The sequence below is a fragment of the Pantoea sp. JKS000250 genome, from assembly GCF_003201065.1.
Classification (GTDB): Bacteria; Pseudomonadota; Gammaproteobacteria; order Enterobacterales; family Enterobacteriaceae; genus Pantoea; species Pantoea vagans.
This window is the reverse complement of sequence record NZ_QICZ01000001.1, coordinates 3,789,541-3,807,412: the sequence shown is the minus strand read 5'-3', so window position 1 is coordinate 3,807,412 and position 17,872 is coordinate 3,789,541. Positions and strand designations below refer to the sequence as shown.

At 55.4% G+C, this 17,872-nt stretch carries 10 protein-coding genes and 1 pseudogene; 1 reads left to right on the top strand and 10 read right to left on the bottom strand.

Annotated features, from left to right (window positions below; translation table 11 throughout):
* Positions 1 to 652: 652 nt before the first annotated feature.
* Positions 653 to 883 (top strand): SymE family type I addiction module toxin, encoded by a 231-nt coding sequence (locus BY447_RS18020; RefSeq protein WP_033782658.1) that lies wholly within the window; start codon positions 653 to 655, stop codon positions 881 to 883.
* Between the two features lie 44 nt (positions 884 to 927).
* Here BY447_RS18020 and BY447_RS18015 read toward each other — a convergent pair whose 3' ends face one another.
* From BY447_RS18015 to BY447_RS17970, 10 genes and pseudogenes are all read right to left on the bottom strand, one after another.
* Positions 928 to 1,200 (bottom strand): hypothetical protein, encoded by a 273-nt coding sequence (locus BY447_RS18015; protein ID WP_110331715.1) that lies wholly within the window; start codon positions 1,198 to 1,200, stop codon positions 928 to 930.
* The gene (locus BY447_RS18010) at positions 1,187 to 3,376 is read right to left on the bottom strand and encodes a hemagglutinin repeat-containing protein (RefSeq protein ID WP_416376692.1); all 2,190 of its coding nucleotides are present in this window, start codon (positions 3,374 to 3,376) and stop codon (positions 1,187 to 1,189) included. Before BY447_RS18010 ends, BY447_RS18015 begins: the two co-directional genes overlap by 14 nt.
* A 43-nt stretch (positions 3,377 to 3,419) precedes the next feature.
* On the bottom strand, positions 3,420 to 3,719 hold the full coding sequence (gene imm40, locus BY447_RS18005; protein WP_110331713.1) for an Imm40 family immunity protein: 300 nt from the start codon (positions 3,717 to 3,719) through the stop codon (positions 3,420 to 3,422).
* 733 nt (positions 3,720 to 4,452) lie between these two features.
* Positions 4,453 to 5,793 (bottom strand): annotated as a pseudogene (locus BY447_RS18000) (VENN motif pre-toxin domain-containing protein); the annotation flags it as partial.
* Between the two features lie 158 nt (positions 5,794 to 5,951).
* Positions 5,952 to 6,335 carry a hypothetical protein gene (locus tag BY447_RS17995; RefSeq protein ID WP_199226937.1) on the bottom strand — a complete coding sequence of 128 codons (384 nt, stop codon included), beginning with the start codon at positions 6,333 to 6,335 and terminating at the stop codon, positions 5,952 to 5,954.
* 94 nt (positions 6,336 to 6,429) lie between these two features.
* Complete coding sequence (locus tag BY447_RS23655) at positions 6,430 to 6,648, bottom strand: EndoU domain-containing protein (protein ID WP_146211007.1); 219 nt, start codon at positions 6,646 to 6,648, stop codon at positions 6,430 to 6,432.
* Positions 6,649 to 7,100: 452 nt separating this feature from the next.
* Positions 7,101 to 7,571 carry an immunity 42 family protein gene (locus tag BY447_RS17985; RefSeq protein ID WP_110331711.1) on the bottom strand — a complete coding sequence of 157 codons (471 nt, stop codon included), beginning with the start codon at positions 7,569 to 7,571 and terminating at the stop codon, positions 7,101 to 7,103.
* Positions 7,568 to 8,731, bottom strand: coding sequence for a VENN motif pre-toxin domain-containing protein (locus BY447_RS17980; protein ID WP_146211001.1), 1,164 nt, complete (start codon positions 8,729 to 8,731; stop codon positions 7,568 to 7,570). The genes BY447_RS17985 and BY447_RS17980 overlap by 4 nt, the downstream gene beginning before the upstream one ends.
* A complete protein-coding gene (locus tag BY447_RS17975) occupies positions 8,697 to 9,134 on the bottom strand; it encodes a hypothetical protein (protein WP_110331709.1) in 438 nt (145 codons plus the stop codon). Before BY447_RS17975 ends, BY447_RS17980 begins: the two co-directional genes overlap by 35 nt.
* Before the next feature lie 3 nt (positions 9,135 to 9,137).
* Positions 9,138 to 17,804 (bottom strand): hemagglutinin repeat-containing protein, encoded by an 8,667-nt coding sequence (locus BY447_RS17970; protein WP_110331708.1) that lies wholly within the window; start codon positions 17,802 to 17,804, stop codon positions 9,138 to 9,140.
* Positions 17,805 to 17,872 lie beyond the last annotated feature (68 nt).

Below are 17,872 nucleotides of genomic sequence, written 5' to 3'. Positions count from 1 at the left end.
CTCAATCTGACCGCAAGATTCCCCTTTATTCAGACTCTGAGTTACAGATCTATTTAAATTGACCTGTATGGAAAATAGCAATTGGCGAGTTACACCTGCACTTATTCAAAAATGCTGACCTGAAACTGACTGCCAATGCTTATGCTCCCACCAGTGTGCTCTGTTGTGCAGTGCACATATTTCGCAATGTTGCCGGAGTTCTGCAATCTGATGCCGGAACGATTTTTATTTACTGTAGCTATGGAGGCTGTCAATGCTCCCTTCTGCCGGATGTGCTCATCCGCAGTCATGTTACAGCTACGTCACGTCGCAGCCTTTATTACCGACTTTAGTGGAGGCAAGGCGTAATCAGTAAGACAGAATGAAGGCTGGTTAATGCGGAATCATAGTGTGATATTCAGCCGGGAAAGAATATTCCGTAAGGCGATATGAAGAAGGGATAAGCGAAATGCAGACCGGAAAAAAAGAATCCTTTTATCAGAGACGGCTCGCAATTTACTACTTCGCTTTCAGCGAGTTTACCCGACGGAAGGTGTATATTTGAACAGGAGAAAACAGGAGAGGAAGAGCGTAACGAGAGATTTTAGCGCGGACTGAAGGTGGTGGAACACCAACAGCCCGCTGACCACAACCAACTGATAAGGAGTTGATCATGGCTGATACGCATCATAAGCCAGAGACGCACATGCCCACAACTACCGCCAGCGAATCGCAGGTGCATTATTACAAAGTGGGTTACCGGCCTAATAAAGGCCAGCCGAACCCGCTGCCGCAGTTGACTATTAAAGGCCGCTGGCTGGAAACGCTGGGATTTACGACCGGGCAGAAGATCGAGGTGATCACTGGACCGGGGCAGTTGATTCTCCGGCTGGCTGAAGAGTGACAGGCAGATAAAAAAATCCCGGCTCGGTAGGCCGGGATCACTGTTTATTGTGGATCGGATGGCGGCGTTTTTCGGACTTTGCGTTCATCTATTTTAGCGAAAACCCATGAACCTAACCCTCCCGCAGTACCCGCGATAGTGCTTACAACGATGATATCTATAATTACTTCTTGCGTTAAATTCACCTTGCCATCAAAAATTAAATCAATAATAACAATAGCTATAAAGAAAAAAATGAAACAGCAGGCAATAAGGTAAATAACACTTAAAAATAAAAGCCTTAAATTTATATTCTGATTTTTTTTATTGTTCAACATCATTAGAATCCTTTTTGTTAATTTTGTCTTTAACTTTATTACCAATAAACTCACCACCAACAGAACCAATAACATCGCTGACGAAGCCAGAGCTTGGGCCTAAAACTGGTTTCAATACAGGCGGTGCAACCACACCAACCACACTACCTATGGCCCAACCAGCTCCCGTACCAGTTAAAGCACCTTTATCAGGCCCATCAGTAAATAGGGTTCCACCTGCCGCGATTCCTGCGTTTTGCCATATATTTCGCCCCGGAGCCAGTGCTCCCGTAATACCTGCCGAAGCGCTGCCCCAATAATCCCAGGTTTTTTGCTGATTTTCAGGCAAACTCTGGTTCTTGACACTGTTTATATCAAACCACTGATATGTTCCGTTCGCTATTTCTGCAATTACTGCACCACCCACGACCTTACCTATCGACGCCGCCGGGCCTAAATACCACGCACCCGCAATCAACACACCATCTTTATAACCGTTTACGATAACTTTGGTTATATTTGCCCCTTCAGGCATATCACCTTTAACATTTTTACTCATTGCCGCGTTGATCTCTTCCGGTGTCGCTCCTGCACCTTCCATTGACGTCCCAAGCGTTGAGGCTGCACTACCGTAACTGTTCAACCCTGACGGCAGATTGAACATGTCGTTGTTCTCAGAAGTATTTTTTCCTGCCTGAGCCCCTGCAACAGCTGAAGCTCCACTGTCTCCGGCAAGCCCGCCCGCCAGCCCACTTGCCAGCGTACTCAGAGTTGATATGGTCTGCTTTTGCGCCTCATCCAGTTTGCTATAGTCATCCGTACCGTACAGCGTTTTCGCTATCACGGAAGTTGCGGCGGAGGCGGTCGCGGCACCTGCCGCTCCGCCCAGAGCTGAGTTACCAGATGCCTGCGTCACTACTGCGCCAACTACAGCATGCGCCATCAGGTTGGCTTGCGGGTTGCCCTCCGTCAGCGTATGTATCTGCTCCGCCAGGTACGGTGCCGCCGCCCCGCTCAGCGCCTGGGCCACGTTGCCCCCCGCCAGCCCCTGTATCGCCGCCGTCGCCGCGCTGATACCCTGCTGCACTGCCCCGCCGGTTCCCATTCCGCTGTCCAGCATCGCCCGGTTGTACAGCGTCTGATACACCTGACCGGTGATGTCGGCCGTGGTGGGTTCATGACCCGGATTCGCCTTCCGCCACTGCGCTTCGGCGTCCTTTCTCTGGTCCGGCGAGATGTTTTTCATCTTCTCAGTAGCGGCCTTTGTCGCCGCTATCTCGCCCTGCGTCCGCGCGATGTCCCCCGCCTGGCTGCCGATTTCCGCCAGCAGCTGCGCCGTTTCCGTCCGGCGCTGCTCTCTATCCTTATCGAAGATTTTATCCAGCCCCGGATTCGCCCCCTCTGCGTCGCGGCTCAGCGCCGACACGTCCTGCGTCTGATTCGCCTTATCCCGGATAACAATCGTGCCGTCGCTTACCGCCGCCTTCGTCACCGACGAGGCGCTCCCGCTGCCGTTCAGCCCCGCCAGCAGGCCGTTCGCCATGTTGCCCTCAAACTGGCTGCCGATGCTGCCGCCGGTGCTCATCCCCACGCTCTGGTGTTCGGTTTTGTAGTCCGCGTGGTTCTCAATGTTGCTGAAGCCCAGCGTGCCGGTGTCGAGCCGGTTTTTATCCGCGCCTGCCGCTGAGCTGATGACCGCACCGTTGAGCTGGGTGTGCTCACCGGCCGTCACGTCAAAGCCGCCCTTACCGGCAAAGATGCCGGTCTGTTCGGCCACGCTCTGCCAGTTGCTATGCATTTTGTCCTGGCTGAGGTTCACGCTCGCAGACCCGGTCATCGAGCCGAAGGTGAAGCTGCCGCCCGCGCTGGCGTTCTGCTGCTTACTGTCGTAGCGGTCGCTGTCCTGCTCTGAGGTCAGCGTCAGGTTGCGGCCGGTGTCGACCTTGACGCTCTCGCCGCGCACCTGTGCCCCGGTCAGCGTGGTGTCGCGCCCGGCGTTCAGGCTCAGCCCGTTGCCCGCCGTGAGCGTGGTCTCGGTGTGGGTCAGCCCGTTGCCGTTTGCGCGGCCTTTGCCCGCGTTGACACTGGCCGACACGCTGATGCCGTAGCCGCCCGATCCGGCAGTCAGCCCGATGCCGGCGCTGCCGCCCTTGCTGCTGTTGGTGCTGTCGGTGCGCTCGCTGTTCTGCGCTGACAGCAGGCTGATGTCATTTTACGCCGTCAGCCTAGCCGGAATTTTTTTAATTTCTTATTGTAAAAGAGATATAAATATTGTTACCTCTTAATTTACTTAAATGCTCTCTTGCATAATCACAACTTTCAGAAGACGCAGCCAAATTACAATACCAATCAGCATAAAAATTATTCATTTTGTTATTTTCATACTGATAAACATCTCCACCAAGCACTGTCCATCTAGCACCTGCAAATAGTTCCAGTGCCTCATTCGCTACAGATATTGGTAGTGCTGCATCATCAATCCCATTTTCCAACAGACTTTTTCCACAACGCGAATATAATTCCAAGATTTTATTAATCATTTTTCTCCCACTCTCATTTATTTTTAGGAATAAAAAGCCTGTGGTTTATAGAACCATTTGGTTCGCGTATATATTCAAATACACCTTCTTTCCCACGATAACTACCTAATATTTCAAGTTTAAGACGCTCCACACCATCGCCACCTGTAATTACTGATACCGTTCCCTGATTAGCATGGCCATCTACAGATTCAGGGAAGGAGTGAAAGTCTCCAGAAGAAGCTTGTTGTTTGACTTTATCTGTATACGTTGTTCCTTTAAAGAAGTCGCCAGCACTAATAGCATTACTCTTATCAGAGGATTCAGAAATATAGCTGCTGCCAGTATTTTCTACCGGTTTAGGGTTGATGAATATTCCATCATTTTTTCCTGGCTGGGTTTCAGGAGATATTGTAATAAGAGGACTGTTTATATCAGACCGATCCGGCGTAACCAGCGTCGTTCCTTTCTTTTCATCCTGAGCCGGATTAACCAGCTTACCACCTGTCAGGTCATCATCAACCGGCACGGTTTCTGTTTTGCTGCCTGCTCCATTTGTATGCTGCTGGCTCTGCGCCGAAACGATTGCCATCAGCACGCAGCTGGGATTTGCCCGGCAGGTCGAATCAAGGCCTTCCTTAACTGCTTTTGTCAGCGCAAGCGCCGCCTGATCATTAGCTCCGCCTTTGCCTGCTTCAGCCATCGCTGCCGAGTTCAGCGTCTCCTGCGCCAGCATCTGCTGCAGCATGCCCATGCCGACCATATTATTGCTGATTTCGTTCTGGCCCGCCTGCGCTCCGGCTACTGCATCCGCTGTGCCGTTTCCGGTCAGGCCGCCCGCAAGCCCTGCCGCAACCGTGCCCAGCGCGACCAGCGTCTGCTTCTGCTGCTCGCTCATCTGGCTGACCGGTACGTCACCATAAAGCACGTTTTTGATGGCTTCGCCCATCACCGCCGTGGTGGCCGCGCCTGCCGCGCCCGCTGCCGCTGAATTCCCCTGTGCGGCAGCCACGACCCCGGCCACCGCAGCATGCGCCATTATACGACTGGCCTCATCCGGCGCTTTTTGCTTAATCAGTTCGGCAAGGTAAGGGGCCGAACTGCCAGCCAGTGCGGCTTTCAAATCGCCCCCCGCCAGCCCCTGTATCGCCGCCGTCGCCGCGCTGATACCCTGCTGCACCGCCCCGCCGGTCCCCATTCCGCTGTCCAGCATCGCCCGGTTGTACAGCGTCTGGTACACCTGACCGGTGATGTCGGCCGTGGTGGGTTCCTGACCCGGATTCGCCTTCCGCCACTGCGCTTCGGCGTCCTTCCTCTGGTCCGGCGAGATGTTTTTCATCTTCTCAGTAGCGGCCTTTGTCGCCGCAATCTCGCCCTGCGTCCGCGCGATGTCGCCCGCCTGGCTGCCGATTTCTGCCAGCAGCTGCGCCGTCTCCATCCGCCGCTGCTCTTTATCCTTATCGAAGATTTTATCCAGCCCCGGATTCGCCCCCTCTGCGTCGCGGCTCAGCGCCGACACGTCCTGCGTCTGCTTCGCCTTATCCCGGATAACAATCGTGCCGTCGCTTACCGCCGACTCCGTTACCGATGAGGCGCTCCCGCTGCCGTTCAGCCCCGCCAGCAGGCCGTTCGCCATATTGCCCTCAAACTGGCTGCCGATGCTGCCGCCGGTGCTCATCCCCACGCTCTGGTGTTCGGTTTTGTAGTCCGCGTGGTTCTCAATGTTGCTGAAGCCCAGCGTGCCGGTGTCGAGCCGGTTTTTATCCGCGCTGGCGGTGGAGCTGATGACCGCACCGTTGAGCTGGGTGTGCTCACCGGCGTTCACGCTCGCCGACCCGGTCATTGAGCCGAAGGTGAAGCTGCCGCCCGCGCTGGCGTTCTGCTGCTTACTGTCGTAGCAGTCACTGTCCTGCTCTGAGGTCAGCGTCAGGTTGCGGCCGGTGTCGACCTTCACGCTCTCGCCGCGCACCTGGGCGCCGGTCAGCGTGGTGTCGCGCCCGGCGTTCAGGCTCAGCCCGTTGCCGTTTGCCCGGCCTTTGCCGGCGTTGACGCTATAGTGTGTGGTCAGTTCTCCACTAAAAGCACCCGCAGCGCCATTTTCGTCAGACATCTGAGTGGAAACTGGATCCCACAACGCATGTGCTATGGCATTGGGGTTACATCAACGTTTCCGTCGGAGGATGTGGCCCCAATGAAGCTATTCACAACTTTCTGTTTGTGAAAAACCCCGTCAGCTCATGGCGGGATTTTTCATTAATAAGGTAAACAATATGCCCCGTCTAAAGATTCATACTGTGTTATAGCATCTCTACCCTCTGCTAAATACTCGACATCGATCGGTTCTGGCGGAAAGTCTTTTGTATAAGATCCTTCCAGGAATAATCGATACTGTTCCAGTACATATAATTTTTGTTCTATGGTTAAAAGCACCTGTTGCTCTTCCACGTACTCACACCCAATAAACACCTTATCATGCGTAACCATCACCCAATGGGCATTACCTATGCCGAAGTTGCCTTCAGTTGTTTTGCCTGATGCAATATCAGTAAGGTTTTTTACCCAGATATCAACAGAATGAATACCATATTGAATGTCATTGGATAACCATCCTGAAATCTCACGTGCTCCATATCCCAATACCGCTCCATCAAAGGATTTACGTATCTCCCCCCTACAGGAACAAATAAATCGCTATTTTCATCCCACCAGAAAATAATTTTATCATTCAGCATTACTTATCCCTCCCTGTATAAACCGGCCATGCAGTAGCGCCTGTTCCATCGGGTTTGCCATAATAGCCTTGAATCTTCACACCGCTAGATGATTTCCCGCTCCACATTTCTGTATTCGGTATTCTTTCAGAATTTTTGAACGCACTCTCAATCTCCTGAGCCGTCTGTCTTTTTGACCAGTGCTCAGGGAAGAATGTAGTTTCAGCTTTCTTATTTATCCATTATCCTGTAGCTGGATCTCTCACTGATATATATCCTGTCGAAACACCATTGGTATCAGGTTTACCCGTTATCTTATCTATTATAATATTTGAATCACGAATATAGTGACCACCAGACCCAACTTTTGTCCCATCATTAAGCGTTTTCACTTCCCCGTTAAGGATATGATCCATCCTGATATATGCAGTTTGTGAACCTTTTCCAGCCTGCTCTTTAACCAGTTCCAGAGGTGTAGGGGAGGGTTTAAAGTCATTAAGATAGTCACCTGCTTTCCATTTTTCCGTTTTACTGCATTCTCCATTTGTTTGCTACTGATTCTGCGTCGACATTATCACTGGCTCAAATGCTTTATTAATCAAGGGTAAAAATTTTATTTATTTCTATTAAATTCATCAAATGAAGCAATTAGCACCTTTAGTTTATATACTCTCAATTGCTGGGAGTTGGGCTAAAACTCCACTAACGACTCCCCTATTAAAAATAGCTTTTCTAACTGTCTTGCCGTAATCATGACTAAATATAAGATATTCTTCATTGATTTTTTTGGATAATAAAATAGGTAAAACCCCGCATCAGAAATCTCTAAAGGGCTCAAAAAAACGCCTATCTTTTCCATATCAGGAAGTTCAAAATCATCTGGGTCACGATCAATTATCATTCCATGTGAGTGAGCTAATGTTGCAAATAACGTTTCATCATCCATTGTTAAATCCAAGCCTGTACTCAGACAATCAACCACTTCTTGATAGCTATCCCTCAAATATCCTATAGCCATTGTCAAGGTATAGTTAGAACCTTTTGATGGATATATTTCATCCTCAATGAAAAACAAAAAAATACCATGTTTCCAATACCCATCAGCTGTTTTTTCCAATAGGTTATAGAAGACAGAAAATTCGTAAGGCTTTCCATAAATCATGATTTACCCTGTAACTGTTTAATTTCTTTATTGAAAGAACCCAGATCTCTATTACCTAGTTTATTTTTGGGATCACCAGTACTACCACTCCAGTGGAATATACCTGAACCATCTTTATTTGCGTTAAAGAACCTGTGTATATTTCCATTTTGATCGATAGATAATCTTATCTTTGGATCTTTAGTCGCAACTGAGCTTTCAAAAAGCTCTAAAGAGTTCCTCGGCTCGATACCTGCGTCTGGCCTGAACCCTTGGGCACCCGGGGTATGCTTAGTATTAGATTCAACTTTTAAACCATTACTTGCTGTGGTTGATTCAGGAATAGGTAGCCTGTTATCTCTACCTTCAGCCAGATAAGCCAGATCATCCTTATTCTGTTCAGGAACCGGCGTAACAGTAGTATTGCCTCCCATATCCGGCAGACCGTCAGTATTACCGGTATTGCTTATTTCCTGCTCACCAGACCAACCCGGCGTAACCAGCGTCGTCCCTTTGTTTTCCTCCTGCACGGGATTAACCAGCTTACCACCCGCCAGGTCATCATCAACCGGCACGGTTTCCGTTTTGCTGCCTGCTCCATTCGTGTGCTGCTGGTTCTGAGCAGCAACCACCGCCATTAGCACACAGGCATCATTTGCCAGACAGGCCGAACCCAGACCTTCCTTCACGGCTTTCGTCAGCGCCAGTGCCGCCTGCTCGTTCGCACCGCCTTTACCCGCTTCGGCCATCGCTGCCGAGTTCAGCGTCTCCTGCGCCAGCATCTGCTGCAACATGCCCATGCCGAGCAAATTGTTGCTGATTTCATTCTGGCCCGCCTGCGCTCCGGCTACTGCATCCGCTGTGCCGTTTCCGGTCAGGCCGCCCGCAAGCCCTACCGCAACCGTGCCCAGCGCGAGCAGCGTCTGCTTCTGCTTCTGCTGCTCGCTCATCTGGCTGACCGGTACGTCACCATAAAGCACTTTTTTGATGGCTTCGCCCATCGCCGCCGTGGTGGCCGCGCCCGCTGCCGCTGAATTCCCCTGTGCGGCAGCCACGACCCCGGCCACCGCAACATGCGCCATTATACGACTGGCCTCATCTGGCGCTTTCTGCTTAATCAGTTCTGCTTGGCGGCAGGGATCTTTTTTAGTCTTTAAGGCTATGATAAAAACTAATAACACTTTTTAAATCGGTATTCCATTCCGATATTTTCATGCCATCTTCATTATACGTTGTTCGCGGTTCAGTAAAACTATTTATAGTTTCAGGAGTGAACCCTGGACATTCATCTAGAAATAAAATGCTATTTTGAACGAAAACAACATCACCAGAAAAATACAATACCCAAGTAAACACAAAATTTGTATTGGCAGGCTCATACATAGAAACAGCTAAAGCAGCATGATTTTTATTTGTCAAGCCTTCTTCAAGAGAACCTCGCCAGTTATCTTTGTAATCATTTATATTCCAGTAAGAAAGAGGTATATTCATCATTTCTGAAAATTCATCAATAATTATTAATGCTGGTAAGACGCATTCGCCCTCAATATCTACTGGTTTATCTTCAGGGAAGATACCAAACATATGTCAATCCTTAATCCTGTTTAGATCGCTATCATAAGTGCCCATACGTTTTCCTCTACGGTCAAACATTTTCCAACCATTGGTAACATTATGGCTGTCGACATCAGGCGTAATATATGTTTTACCATCAAAAAATACAGGTTGACCATGAGAATTAAATGGAGCCTTAGGTGCCGGAATTCTTCGGTCAAAACCTAAATTCCCAGCAGCTTCTTGAGCCTCTTTTCCTTTAAGGGCCAGATAAGCCAAATCATCTTTATTCTGCTCAGGGATCGGTGTAACCGTGGTATTCCCGCCTGTATCCGGCACACCATCCGTATTTCCGGTATTGATGGATCTCTGTTCGCCTGACCGATCCGGCGTGATCAACGACGTGCCTTTACTATCATCCTGGCCTGGATTGAACAGTTTTCCACCCGTTAGATCGTCATTTATCGGCACGGTTTCGGTTTTGCTGCCGGCTCCATTTGTATGCTGCTGGCTCTGCGCCGAAACGATTGCCATCAGCACGCAGCTGGGATTTGCCCGGCAGGTCGAATCAAGGCCTTCCTTAACTGCTTTTGTCAGCGCAAGCGCCGCCTGATCATTAGCTCCGCCTTTGCCTGCTTCAGCCATCGCTGCCGAGTTCAGCGTCTCCTGCGCCAGCATCTGCTGCAGCATGCCCATGCCGACCATATTATTGCTGATTTCGTTCTGGCCCGCCTGCGCTCCGGCTACTGCATCCGCTGTGCCGTTTCCGGTCAGGCCGCCCGCAAGCCCTGCCGCAACCGTGCCCAGCGCGACCAGCGTCTGCTTCTGCTGCTCGCTCATCTGGCTGACCGGTACGTCACCATAAAGCACGTTTTTGATGGCTTCGCCCATCACCGCCGTGGTGGCCGCGCCTGCCGCGCCCGCTGCCGCTGAATTCCCCTGTGCGGCAGCCACGACCCCGGCCACCGCAGCATGCGCCATTATACGACTGGCCTCATCCGGCGCTTTTTGCTTAATCAGTTCGGCAAGGTAAGGGGCCGAACTGCCAGCCAGTGCGGCTTTCAAATCGCCCCCCGCCAGCCCCTGTATCGCCGCCGTCGCCGCGCTGATACCCTGCTGCACCGCCCCGCCGGTCCCCATTCCGCTGTCCAGCATCGCCCGGTTGTACAGCGTCTGGTACACCTGACCGGTGATGTCGGCCGTGGTGGGTTCCTGACCCGGATTCGCCTTCCGCCACTGCGCTTCGGCGTCCTTCCTCTGGTCCGGCGAGATGTTTTTCATCTTCTCAGTAGCGGCCTTTGTCGCCGCTATCTCGCCCTGCGTCCGCGCGATGTCCCCCGCCTGGCTGCCGATTTCTGCCAGCAGCTGCGCCGTTTCCGTCCGGCGCTGCTCTCTATCCTTATCGAAGATTTTATCCAGCCCCGGATTCGCCCCCTCTGCGTCGCGGCTCAGCGCCGACACGTCCTGCGTCTGATTCGCCTTATCCCGGATAACAATCGTGCCGTCGCTTACCGCCGCCTTCGTCACCGACGAGGCGCTCCCGCTGCCGTTCAGCCCCGCCAGCAGGCCGTTCGCCATGTTGCCCTCAAACTGGCTGCCGATGCTGCCGCCGGTGCTCATCCCCACGCTCTGGTGTTCGGTTTTGTAGTCCGCGTGGTTCTCAATGTTGCTGAAGCCCAGCGTGCCGGTGTCGAGCCGGTTTTTATCCGCGCCTGCCGCTGAGCTGATGACCGCACCGTTGAGCTGGGTGTGCTCACCGGCCGTCACGTCAAAGCCGCCCTTACCGGCAAAGATGCCGGTCTGTTCGGCCACGCTCTGCCAGTTGCTGTGCATTTTGTCCTGGCTGAGGTTCACGCTCGCCGACCCGGTCATCGAGCCGAAGGTGAAGCTGCCGCCCGCGCTGGCGTTCTGCTGCTTACTGTCATAGCGGTCGCTGTCCTGCTCTGAGGTCAGCGTCAGGTTGCGGCCGGTGTCGACCTTCACGCTGTCGCCGCGCACCTGTGCGCCCGTTAGCGTGGTGTCGCGCCCGGCGTTCAGGCTCAGTCCGTGGCCCGCCGTGAGCGTGGTCTCGGTGTGGGTCAGCCCGTTGCCGTTTGCGCGGCCTTTGCCTGCGTTGATGCTGGCCGACACGCTGATGCCGTAGCCGCCCGATCCGGCAGTCAGCCCGATACCGACGCTGCCGCCCTTGCTGCTGTTGGTGCTGTCGGTGCGCTCGCTGTTCTGCGCAGAGAGCAGGCTGATGTCGTTTTTCGCCGTCAGCCCGAGGTCACCCCCCGCCTGCAGCTGACTGCCCTGCACGAGGATATCGCCCGCGCTGCCCGGCTGCGCGCCGGTGGCGGTGATGTTCAGATTACCGCCCGCGCCCAGCGTACTGCCCTGCGCCTCGCGGCTTTCGGAACGTGTCTCGCTTTTCGACGACTGGCTGCCGTACGAGAGGCTGATGCCGACCGAGCTGGTCGAGCCTTCTTCATAGCCTTTATCACCCGGTTTGAGGCCCGAAGCGGTGTTTCTGGCGTTCGCCGCGTCGGTCTGCGCGCCGTCCATCTGGTAAGCCTGCGCGGCCTGCGCCGCAGTCAGCGCCGCCTTGGTGCCCTGCAGCGCCTTCAGCCGGCCATCATCGCTTTCATCGGCGGTGCGGGCGGTCTGCACCGCCGTGTTCAGCGCCGCGCCCACCGTGCCGGACAGCGCCAGCGTCAGCCCGCTCTGCTTCTGCTCAGTTTTCGTCAGTGCCGTGTGGCTGTTTTCGGCTGCGCTGACGCTCACGTCGCTGCCGCTCAGGGAGAGATCTTTACCGGCGATCACGTCGCTGCCGTGCACGGTAAGCTGATTACTGGCGCTGAGAGTTACGCTGCCATCGCTGCTGCCCACCGTGCTGCCCCGGTTAAGTGCGCCGCTGGCGTCGGTGCTGCTCTTCTGCATTGCCTGACCCACGGTGAAACCGATGCCGCCGCTGCCCATCAGGCCCGATTTTTTCTCCTCGCGCTGATGCACTTCATTATTCGTTTCTGTGGCGGTCGTGATGCTGAGATCGCGGCCCGCCGTCAGCGCCACATCCTGCGTACCGGCAACGTTGCTGCCGGTCACGCCAATGTCGCGGCCCGCCTGAAGCCGGACGCTGTCGCCGCTCAGCGTGGTGCTGAGCGCCTGACTGCTGTGCAGCTCGTCGTGGGTCTCCAGGCTGCTGCTCGACAGAAGCCCTTTGCTGGACTGCTTACTGTGTTCGGCGAGATCGGTGCGGCTGTTGCCCGCGCTGAGCACGATGTCGCGTCCGGCACTGGCGGTCAGTGCACCGCCCGCCGTAACGTCCGCGGCGGTGGCGCGGATATCCTGTCCGGCGCTCAGCTGCAGCGCGCCGCCGGCGGTGATGCGTGTCCCGGCGTCGCTCTGCTGTGACAGGCGACGGTAGTTGCTGCTGTTCCAGCTGTCATCTTCACTGTGCTGCGTGCTGAGGGTGCCGAGCGTCAGGTCATTGCCCGCCTGAATCGTCGTGGTGCTCTTCTCTCCGGCGTTGCCGATATCGCTGGCGGCCAGGTTGATATTGTTCAGTGCACTCAGCGTCAGCGCACCGTCACTGCCCTGCACGTAGATACCGGCCGGACGATCGATCCACCGGTCGGTGCCGTCGCCGCGCAGCGTGGACTGGCTGGTGATGTCACGCCCCGCCAGCAGCGTAAGCTGACTGTCGCCACGCAGGGTACCGCCGAGGTTAGTGATATCCTGACGGGCGGTAAGATTAACGGTGTTGCCGCTGATGTAACCGCTGTTAGTCAGCGACTGCGCCGTCAGCTGCGTCACGTCGCGCCCCTGAATGGTGCCGCTGTTGGTGATGTCGTTACGGGCGTTCAGCGCCACGCTACCGCCCCCGATCAACGCGCCGTCGCCGGTTAAGTCACCCTGTTTTACCTTCGCATAAACCTGCGGCACCAGCACGGTCTGCTGGGTGCCATCCGGCAGCGTCACGGTCTGATTCACAAGCCAGACGATATCGCTGGTCAGCAGGGCCATCTGTGCCGGGGTCAGCGCCACGCCCAACTCAAGGTCGTAGGCTTTGCCAAAGGCTACCCCATTATTCATCAGCCCGCGATACTGATCTTCATCGCTGCCATACCCGCTGATATAGCGGTTGCCGGTCAGCTGAATAATCTGATCACGCACCAGCCGCTGCTCGTAATAACCATCACCCAGCCGCTTCAGAATCAGGCTGCTGTCGGTGGTCAGGGCATTCTGCATATAGTCGCTGCTTAGCCACTGTTTCTGATTCACAAAACGCGGATCGGTCTCAACAAGATAGTGACTGTCACTGCCGGGCTGCAACTGATAGAGGCTGTTATCCGGCAGACGGATGTCCGGTGAGACGGCGCGAATCACTGGCGTAATCGTCTGTCCGTCGACCACCGTCGCAGGCAGCGTCAGCGAGAACTGCTGCCCGGCAGGTAACAGCAGCGGCCGGTCTTTGAGGCTGCCGAGTTTGTCCAGCGTCAGTGCGCTGTCATAGCGTAATCCGGCGGGCAGCAAGGTACTGCCGCTATCCGTGGCACTCAGCGCCACGGCGGTAACCGCCTGCTGAAGAGAAGGCGAGCCAATACTGTCGGCCTGCGCAGTGACACCCTGCTGCTGCCGGTTACCGGTCTGGTAGCCATTGCCCTGCGGCGCGGCATTCGCCTGCCAGCTCAGCGTCTGCAGATCGATGGTTTCCGTTACGGGGGCCGGGCGATAGGTTTTCCGATCCTTGCCCTGCGAGGTTTCGGTCCCGCCAAATTTCTTTTTCTTCTTCTTCGCGTACCAGCGTACCGATTTCCCGTCGTCCGTGGTGACGCGTGTCCCTTTCGTCGCCTGATTATTCAGCTCGCCTATCTGCCCGCCCAGCACGGCTCCCGCGACAATCTGACTGTCCTGATTATTGAGACGGCCGGCGCTAAAGGTCATGTTGCCGCCTGACAGGATTTTGCCCGGATCGCTCTCCTGGATCTGGGTTTCTTTCACTACCCTTCGGTAGTCATACTCATAAAACTCGCTGCCGCTGGTGCCGTCCGGCATTTTTGCCGTGTGCACGCCATATTTATTTTTTTTGCTGGTGTCCACTTTGGCCCAGTCGAAGCGGTCAGTATGGCCTTTTAGCACCGCGTCATGGTGCTGGCTATCTTCAGTCGTAACGACCTGCGTGGTCAGATGACGGTTGGTATTGTTGATTTCCGCCATGCTGATCGTGGCATCCTGCCCGGCCTCAATGGTTGCCCCGTCATTGTTGAGCTGCTGCCCCTGTCCGGTGGCCTGATAATTCGCTTCCAGCTGGCCGCCAATATGCAGATCGCCATCACTGTAAATCAGCGCATGGTCACGATTATTCAGGGTGCCCGCCCCGATATCCAGTCGCTGTCGGGCAGCAATCACCGCCGCTTTGCCCTCTTCACTGAGGTTATTGAGCAACGAAGCCGCAATGGCAATGTGATCACCAAAGATGCGACCAGTGCCGCTATTATTCAGAACGCCCGCCACCAGATGCGTCAGGCCACCGTCAATCAGACCACGATTATTCAGGGTATCCGCTGCCGTGATGTCAGTCTGTCCGCCGCTGATCTCACCACCAGCCTGGTTATTGACATTCTGTGCAGTCAGGTACAGCGATTGCTGGGCCGCGAGGGTGCCGTCGTTGGTGACGTCACCCCCTGTCGTCAGGCGCAGTGTGCCGTTGGCTTTGACCGACGAGGTATTGTGGAAATCACCCGCCAGGGTGATGCCAAGATCGCCCTGCGATAACACCTGCCCGTCGCCGCTGAGTGCAGCCGCGTTGATCTGCGCGTCGTGATCGGCGATCAGGGTGCCCTGCTGGTTGTTGATAGTCAGCGTCTGACCCGGCGCATTATTGATAGCCAGCATCCGACGCTGCTGGATTTTAGAGGCCGCAGACCGGGCTGGCGCACTCTGCTGGATGGTCAGGGTATCGGCGGAAGAGATCAGCCCGCTGACGTTGTCCAGTGCCTGCTGCACGATTAATGCCAGCCGCTGGTTTGCACGTAACGCACCCTGGCTGTTATCCAGGGTATCGGCTTCGAGGGTTAAGCTGCCTGCTTCGATTCCTTTGCCGCTCTGTCGGGTATCGCGGTTGATCAGCGATGGCGTGGTAATCGTCATCTGCTGGCCGCCCTGAATCAGCCCGCTGCGGTTATCCAGTTGCTGGCTCAGCGACAGTATGCCGTCACCGACGCTTTGCACCAGCCCGTCGCTGTTGGTGAGCTGACCTGCCGTCAGTGATAGCGTGCCTGCCGAGAGGAGTTTGCCTGTATGATTAAACAGCGCATTTTGTCCCGCATTGAGCGTCAGATCGGTGCCGCCCTGTATCTGCCCCTGCTGGTTATCCAGCGCGCCACTGTCGATGTGAAGGTTACCGCCACTGGCAATCAGTCCGCGCTGGTTAGCCAGCGTCTGGCCGGATGTGTTAAGGGTGATATCCCCCGTCGACTGCAGTTTACCGTCACTGTTGTTCAGTGCCTGACCGCTGAACAACAGCCCGCCATTACCTGCGATTTGTCCCTGACTGTTGTTCAGCTCAGAGGCACCGATCGTGGCCTGGTTTCCGGCGGCAATAAAGCCCGTCTGGTTATCAATCGCACCGCTGCGCAAATCCAGACTGTTCAGGGCAACTATGCCGCGCTGACTGCCACTGTCACGATTGATCAGGGCGTGGCCCTGGGTGTCCAGCGTCATGTCGCTGCCGGCCTGTAACAGACCGCCCTGGTTTTGCAGCTCGCCACTGGTGAGATCAAGCCGTCCTTTACCGCCCGTCAGCGTGCCGGACTGGTTGTGAATGTCGCCTGCCGCAATCTGTGCCCCTTTGCTGCCGGTGATAAAGCCGCGCAGGTTATCCAGCGTGCCGCTGTAGAGCTTCAGGATACCCGCACTGAACAGGCCGCCTGCCGCTCCACTGTCACGGTTAATGAGATCGTTGCCATGGGTATCCAGATTGAGATCGCCACCCGACTCAATCCTGCCTGCACGGTTGTTGAGCAGCCCGCTGTCCAGTTGCAGCGTACCTTTAGCGCCCAGTTGCCCCTGCTGATGATCGAAGGTCTGCTGATGGGTGTTGATGCGGACATTCTGGCCCAGCATCACCCCGTTCTGGCCATCGATCTGGCCCGTGGAGAGGAGCAGATCGCCACCCGCAACGATCCCCCCTTGTTCACCGCTGGCGGTATTGGTCAGTTGCGCACCATGGGTGTTCAGCGACAGCGCTTCACCCGCCTGCAGCAGGCCATGCTGGTTATCCACGCTGCCGCTCTCCAGCGTCAGCGTACGATCGGCAGTGAGGGTGCCATCTGCATTATTCAATGCACCGCTGTTGAGCTGGGCGTTGCCCGCCGAGACCAGTGAACCGCCGCTGTTGTTGATAACACCGCTGCTCACGCGAAGATTGCCGCCCGCCACCATAACGCCGGATGCCGCGTTATTCAGCGCCTCTCCCTGCGTATCCAGCTGCATATCACCGCCAGCCTGGAGCCGTCCGGCGCGATTATTCAGCGCACCGCTACTCAGCTGCACTTCCCCTCTGGCACTGACCAGCCCCGCTTCAATATCGACAGCCTGGCCCCGGCTATCAATGAACAGGTTTTGTCCCTGAATGACGCCGTGGTCGCCCGCAATCGTTCCGGTTAAAAGTTGCAGATCACCGCGCGCCACAATGCCGCCGCGGTCACCACTGGCCGTGTTGGTCAGCTGCGCGCCGTGGGTGTCCAGCGACAGCGATGCACCGGACTGGATCAGGCCGCGCTGATTATCGAACGCGCCACTGTTCAGCGTGAGTGCGCCATCCGACAGCAGCGTGCCGTCACCGTTGGTCACACCTGCACTACTGATCGTCGCTGCCGAGGCCGCTGCTATTACGCCGTTCTGGTTATCAAAGTCGCCGCTGGTGATGGCAAGTGCGCCGCCGCTGACTATTCCGGCTTTACCGCTGTCACGGTTGATCAGGGCCTGGTCGTGAGTATTGATCGCCAGATCGCCGCCGGACTGTATCAGGCCGGTGCTATTGTCCGTTTTACCGCTGGAGATCTTCAAATCGCGCCGGGCCACCAGATTTCCACCGGTGTTACCGATCTGGCCCTGTTGGGTATCGAGGGTTACCCCCTCACCGAGCACGGTTCCGCTGTGGTTATCTACTCCCTGGCTGCGCAGGGTGAGTTGCTGGCCCGCTTCGATGCGGCCCTGCTCATTATCGATAGCCTGACTGGTCGTTAATGTGGCATCGCCGCTGATGGCAGTGATGCGACCTTGCTGGTTACTCAGGCCAGCACTATTAAGTTGCAGATTGTGGCTGGCCTGCAGCGCCCCCTGTACGTTCGTCAGGGTTTCCTGAACCTGCAGTTGCAGATCGCCGCTGCCCGCCGCCAGTAGCGTCCCGCCACTGTTATCCAGGCTGGCTGATGTGACGCGCAGATTACCGCCGCTCTCTATCCGTCCACCACGGTTGTCTGCATCACCTGAAACCGCAATCGCCATCTCGCCTGTGCCACGCTGCGACAGCAGACCCTGATGGTGATCCAGCGTGCCCGCCGTCAGCATCAGCGCCTCTGCCTGGGTATGTCCCTCTGAGAGATCGATCCTGTCACCGCTGAGCGTTAACGCACCCGCTGACAGCAGATTGCCCTTATTGCCTTCAAGCCGGGTTGCATTAAGGGTCAGCGCGCCGTTGCCCGCCAGCTGCACCGTGCCGCCCTGATTATCCAGCCATGGCGTATCAAGCTGCAGCGAATCACCGTTGCCTGCGATGAGTC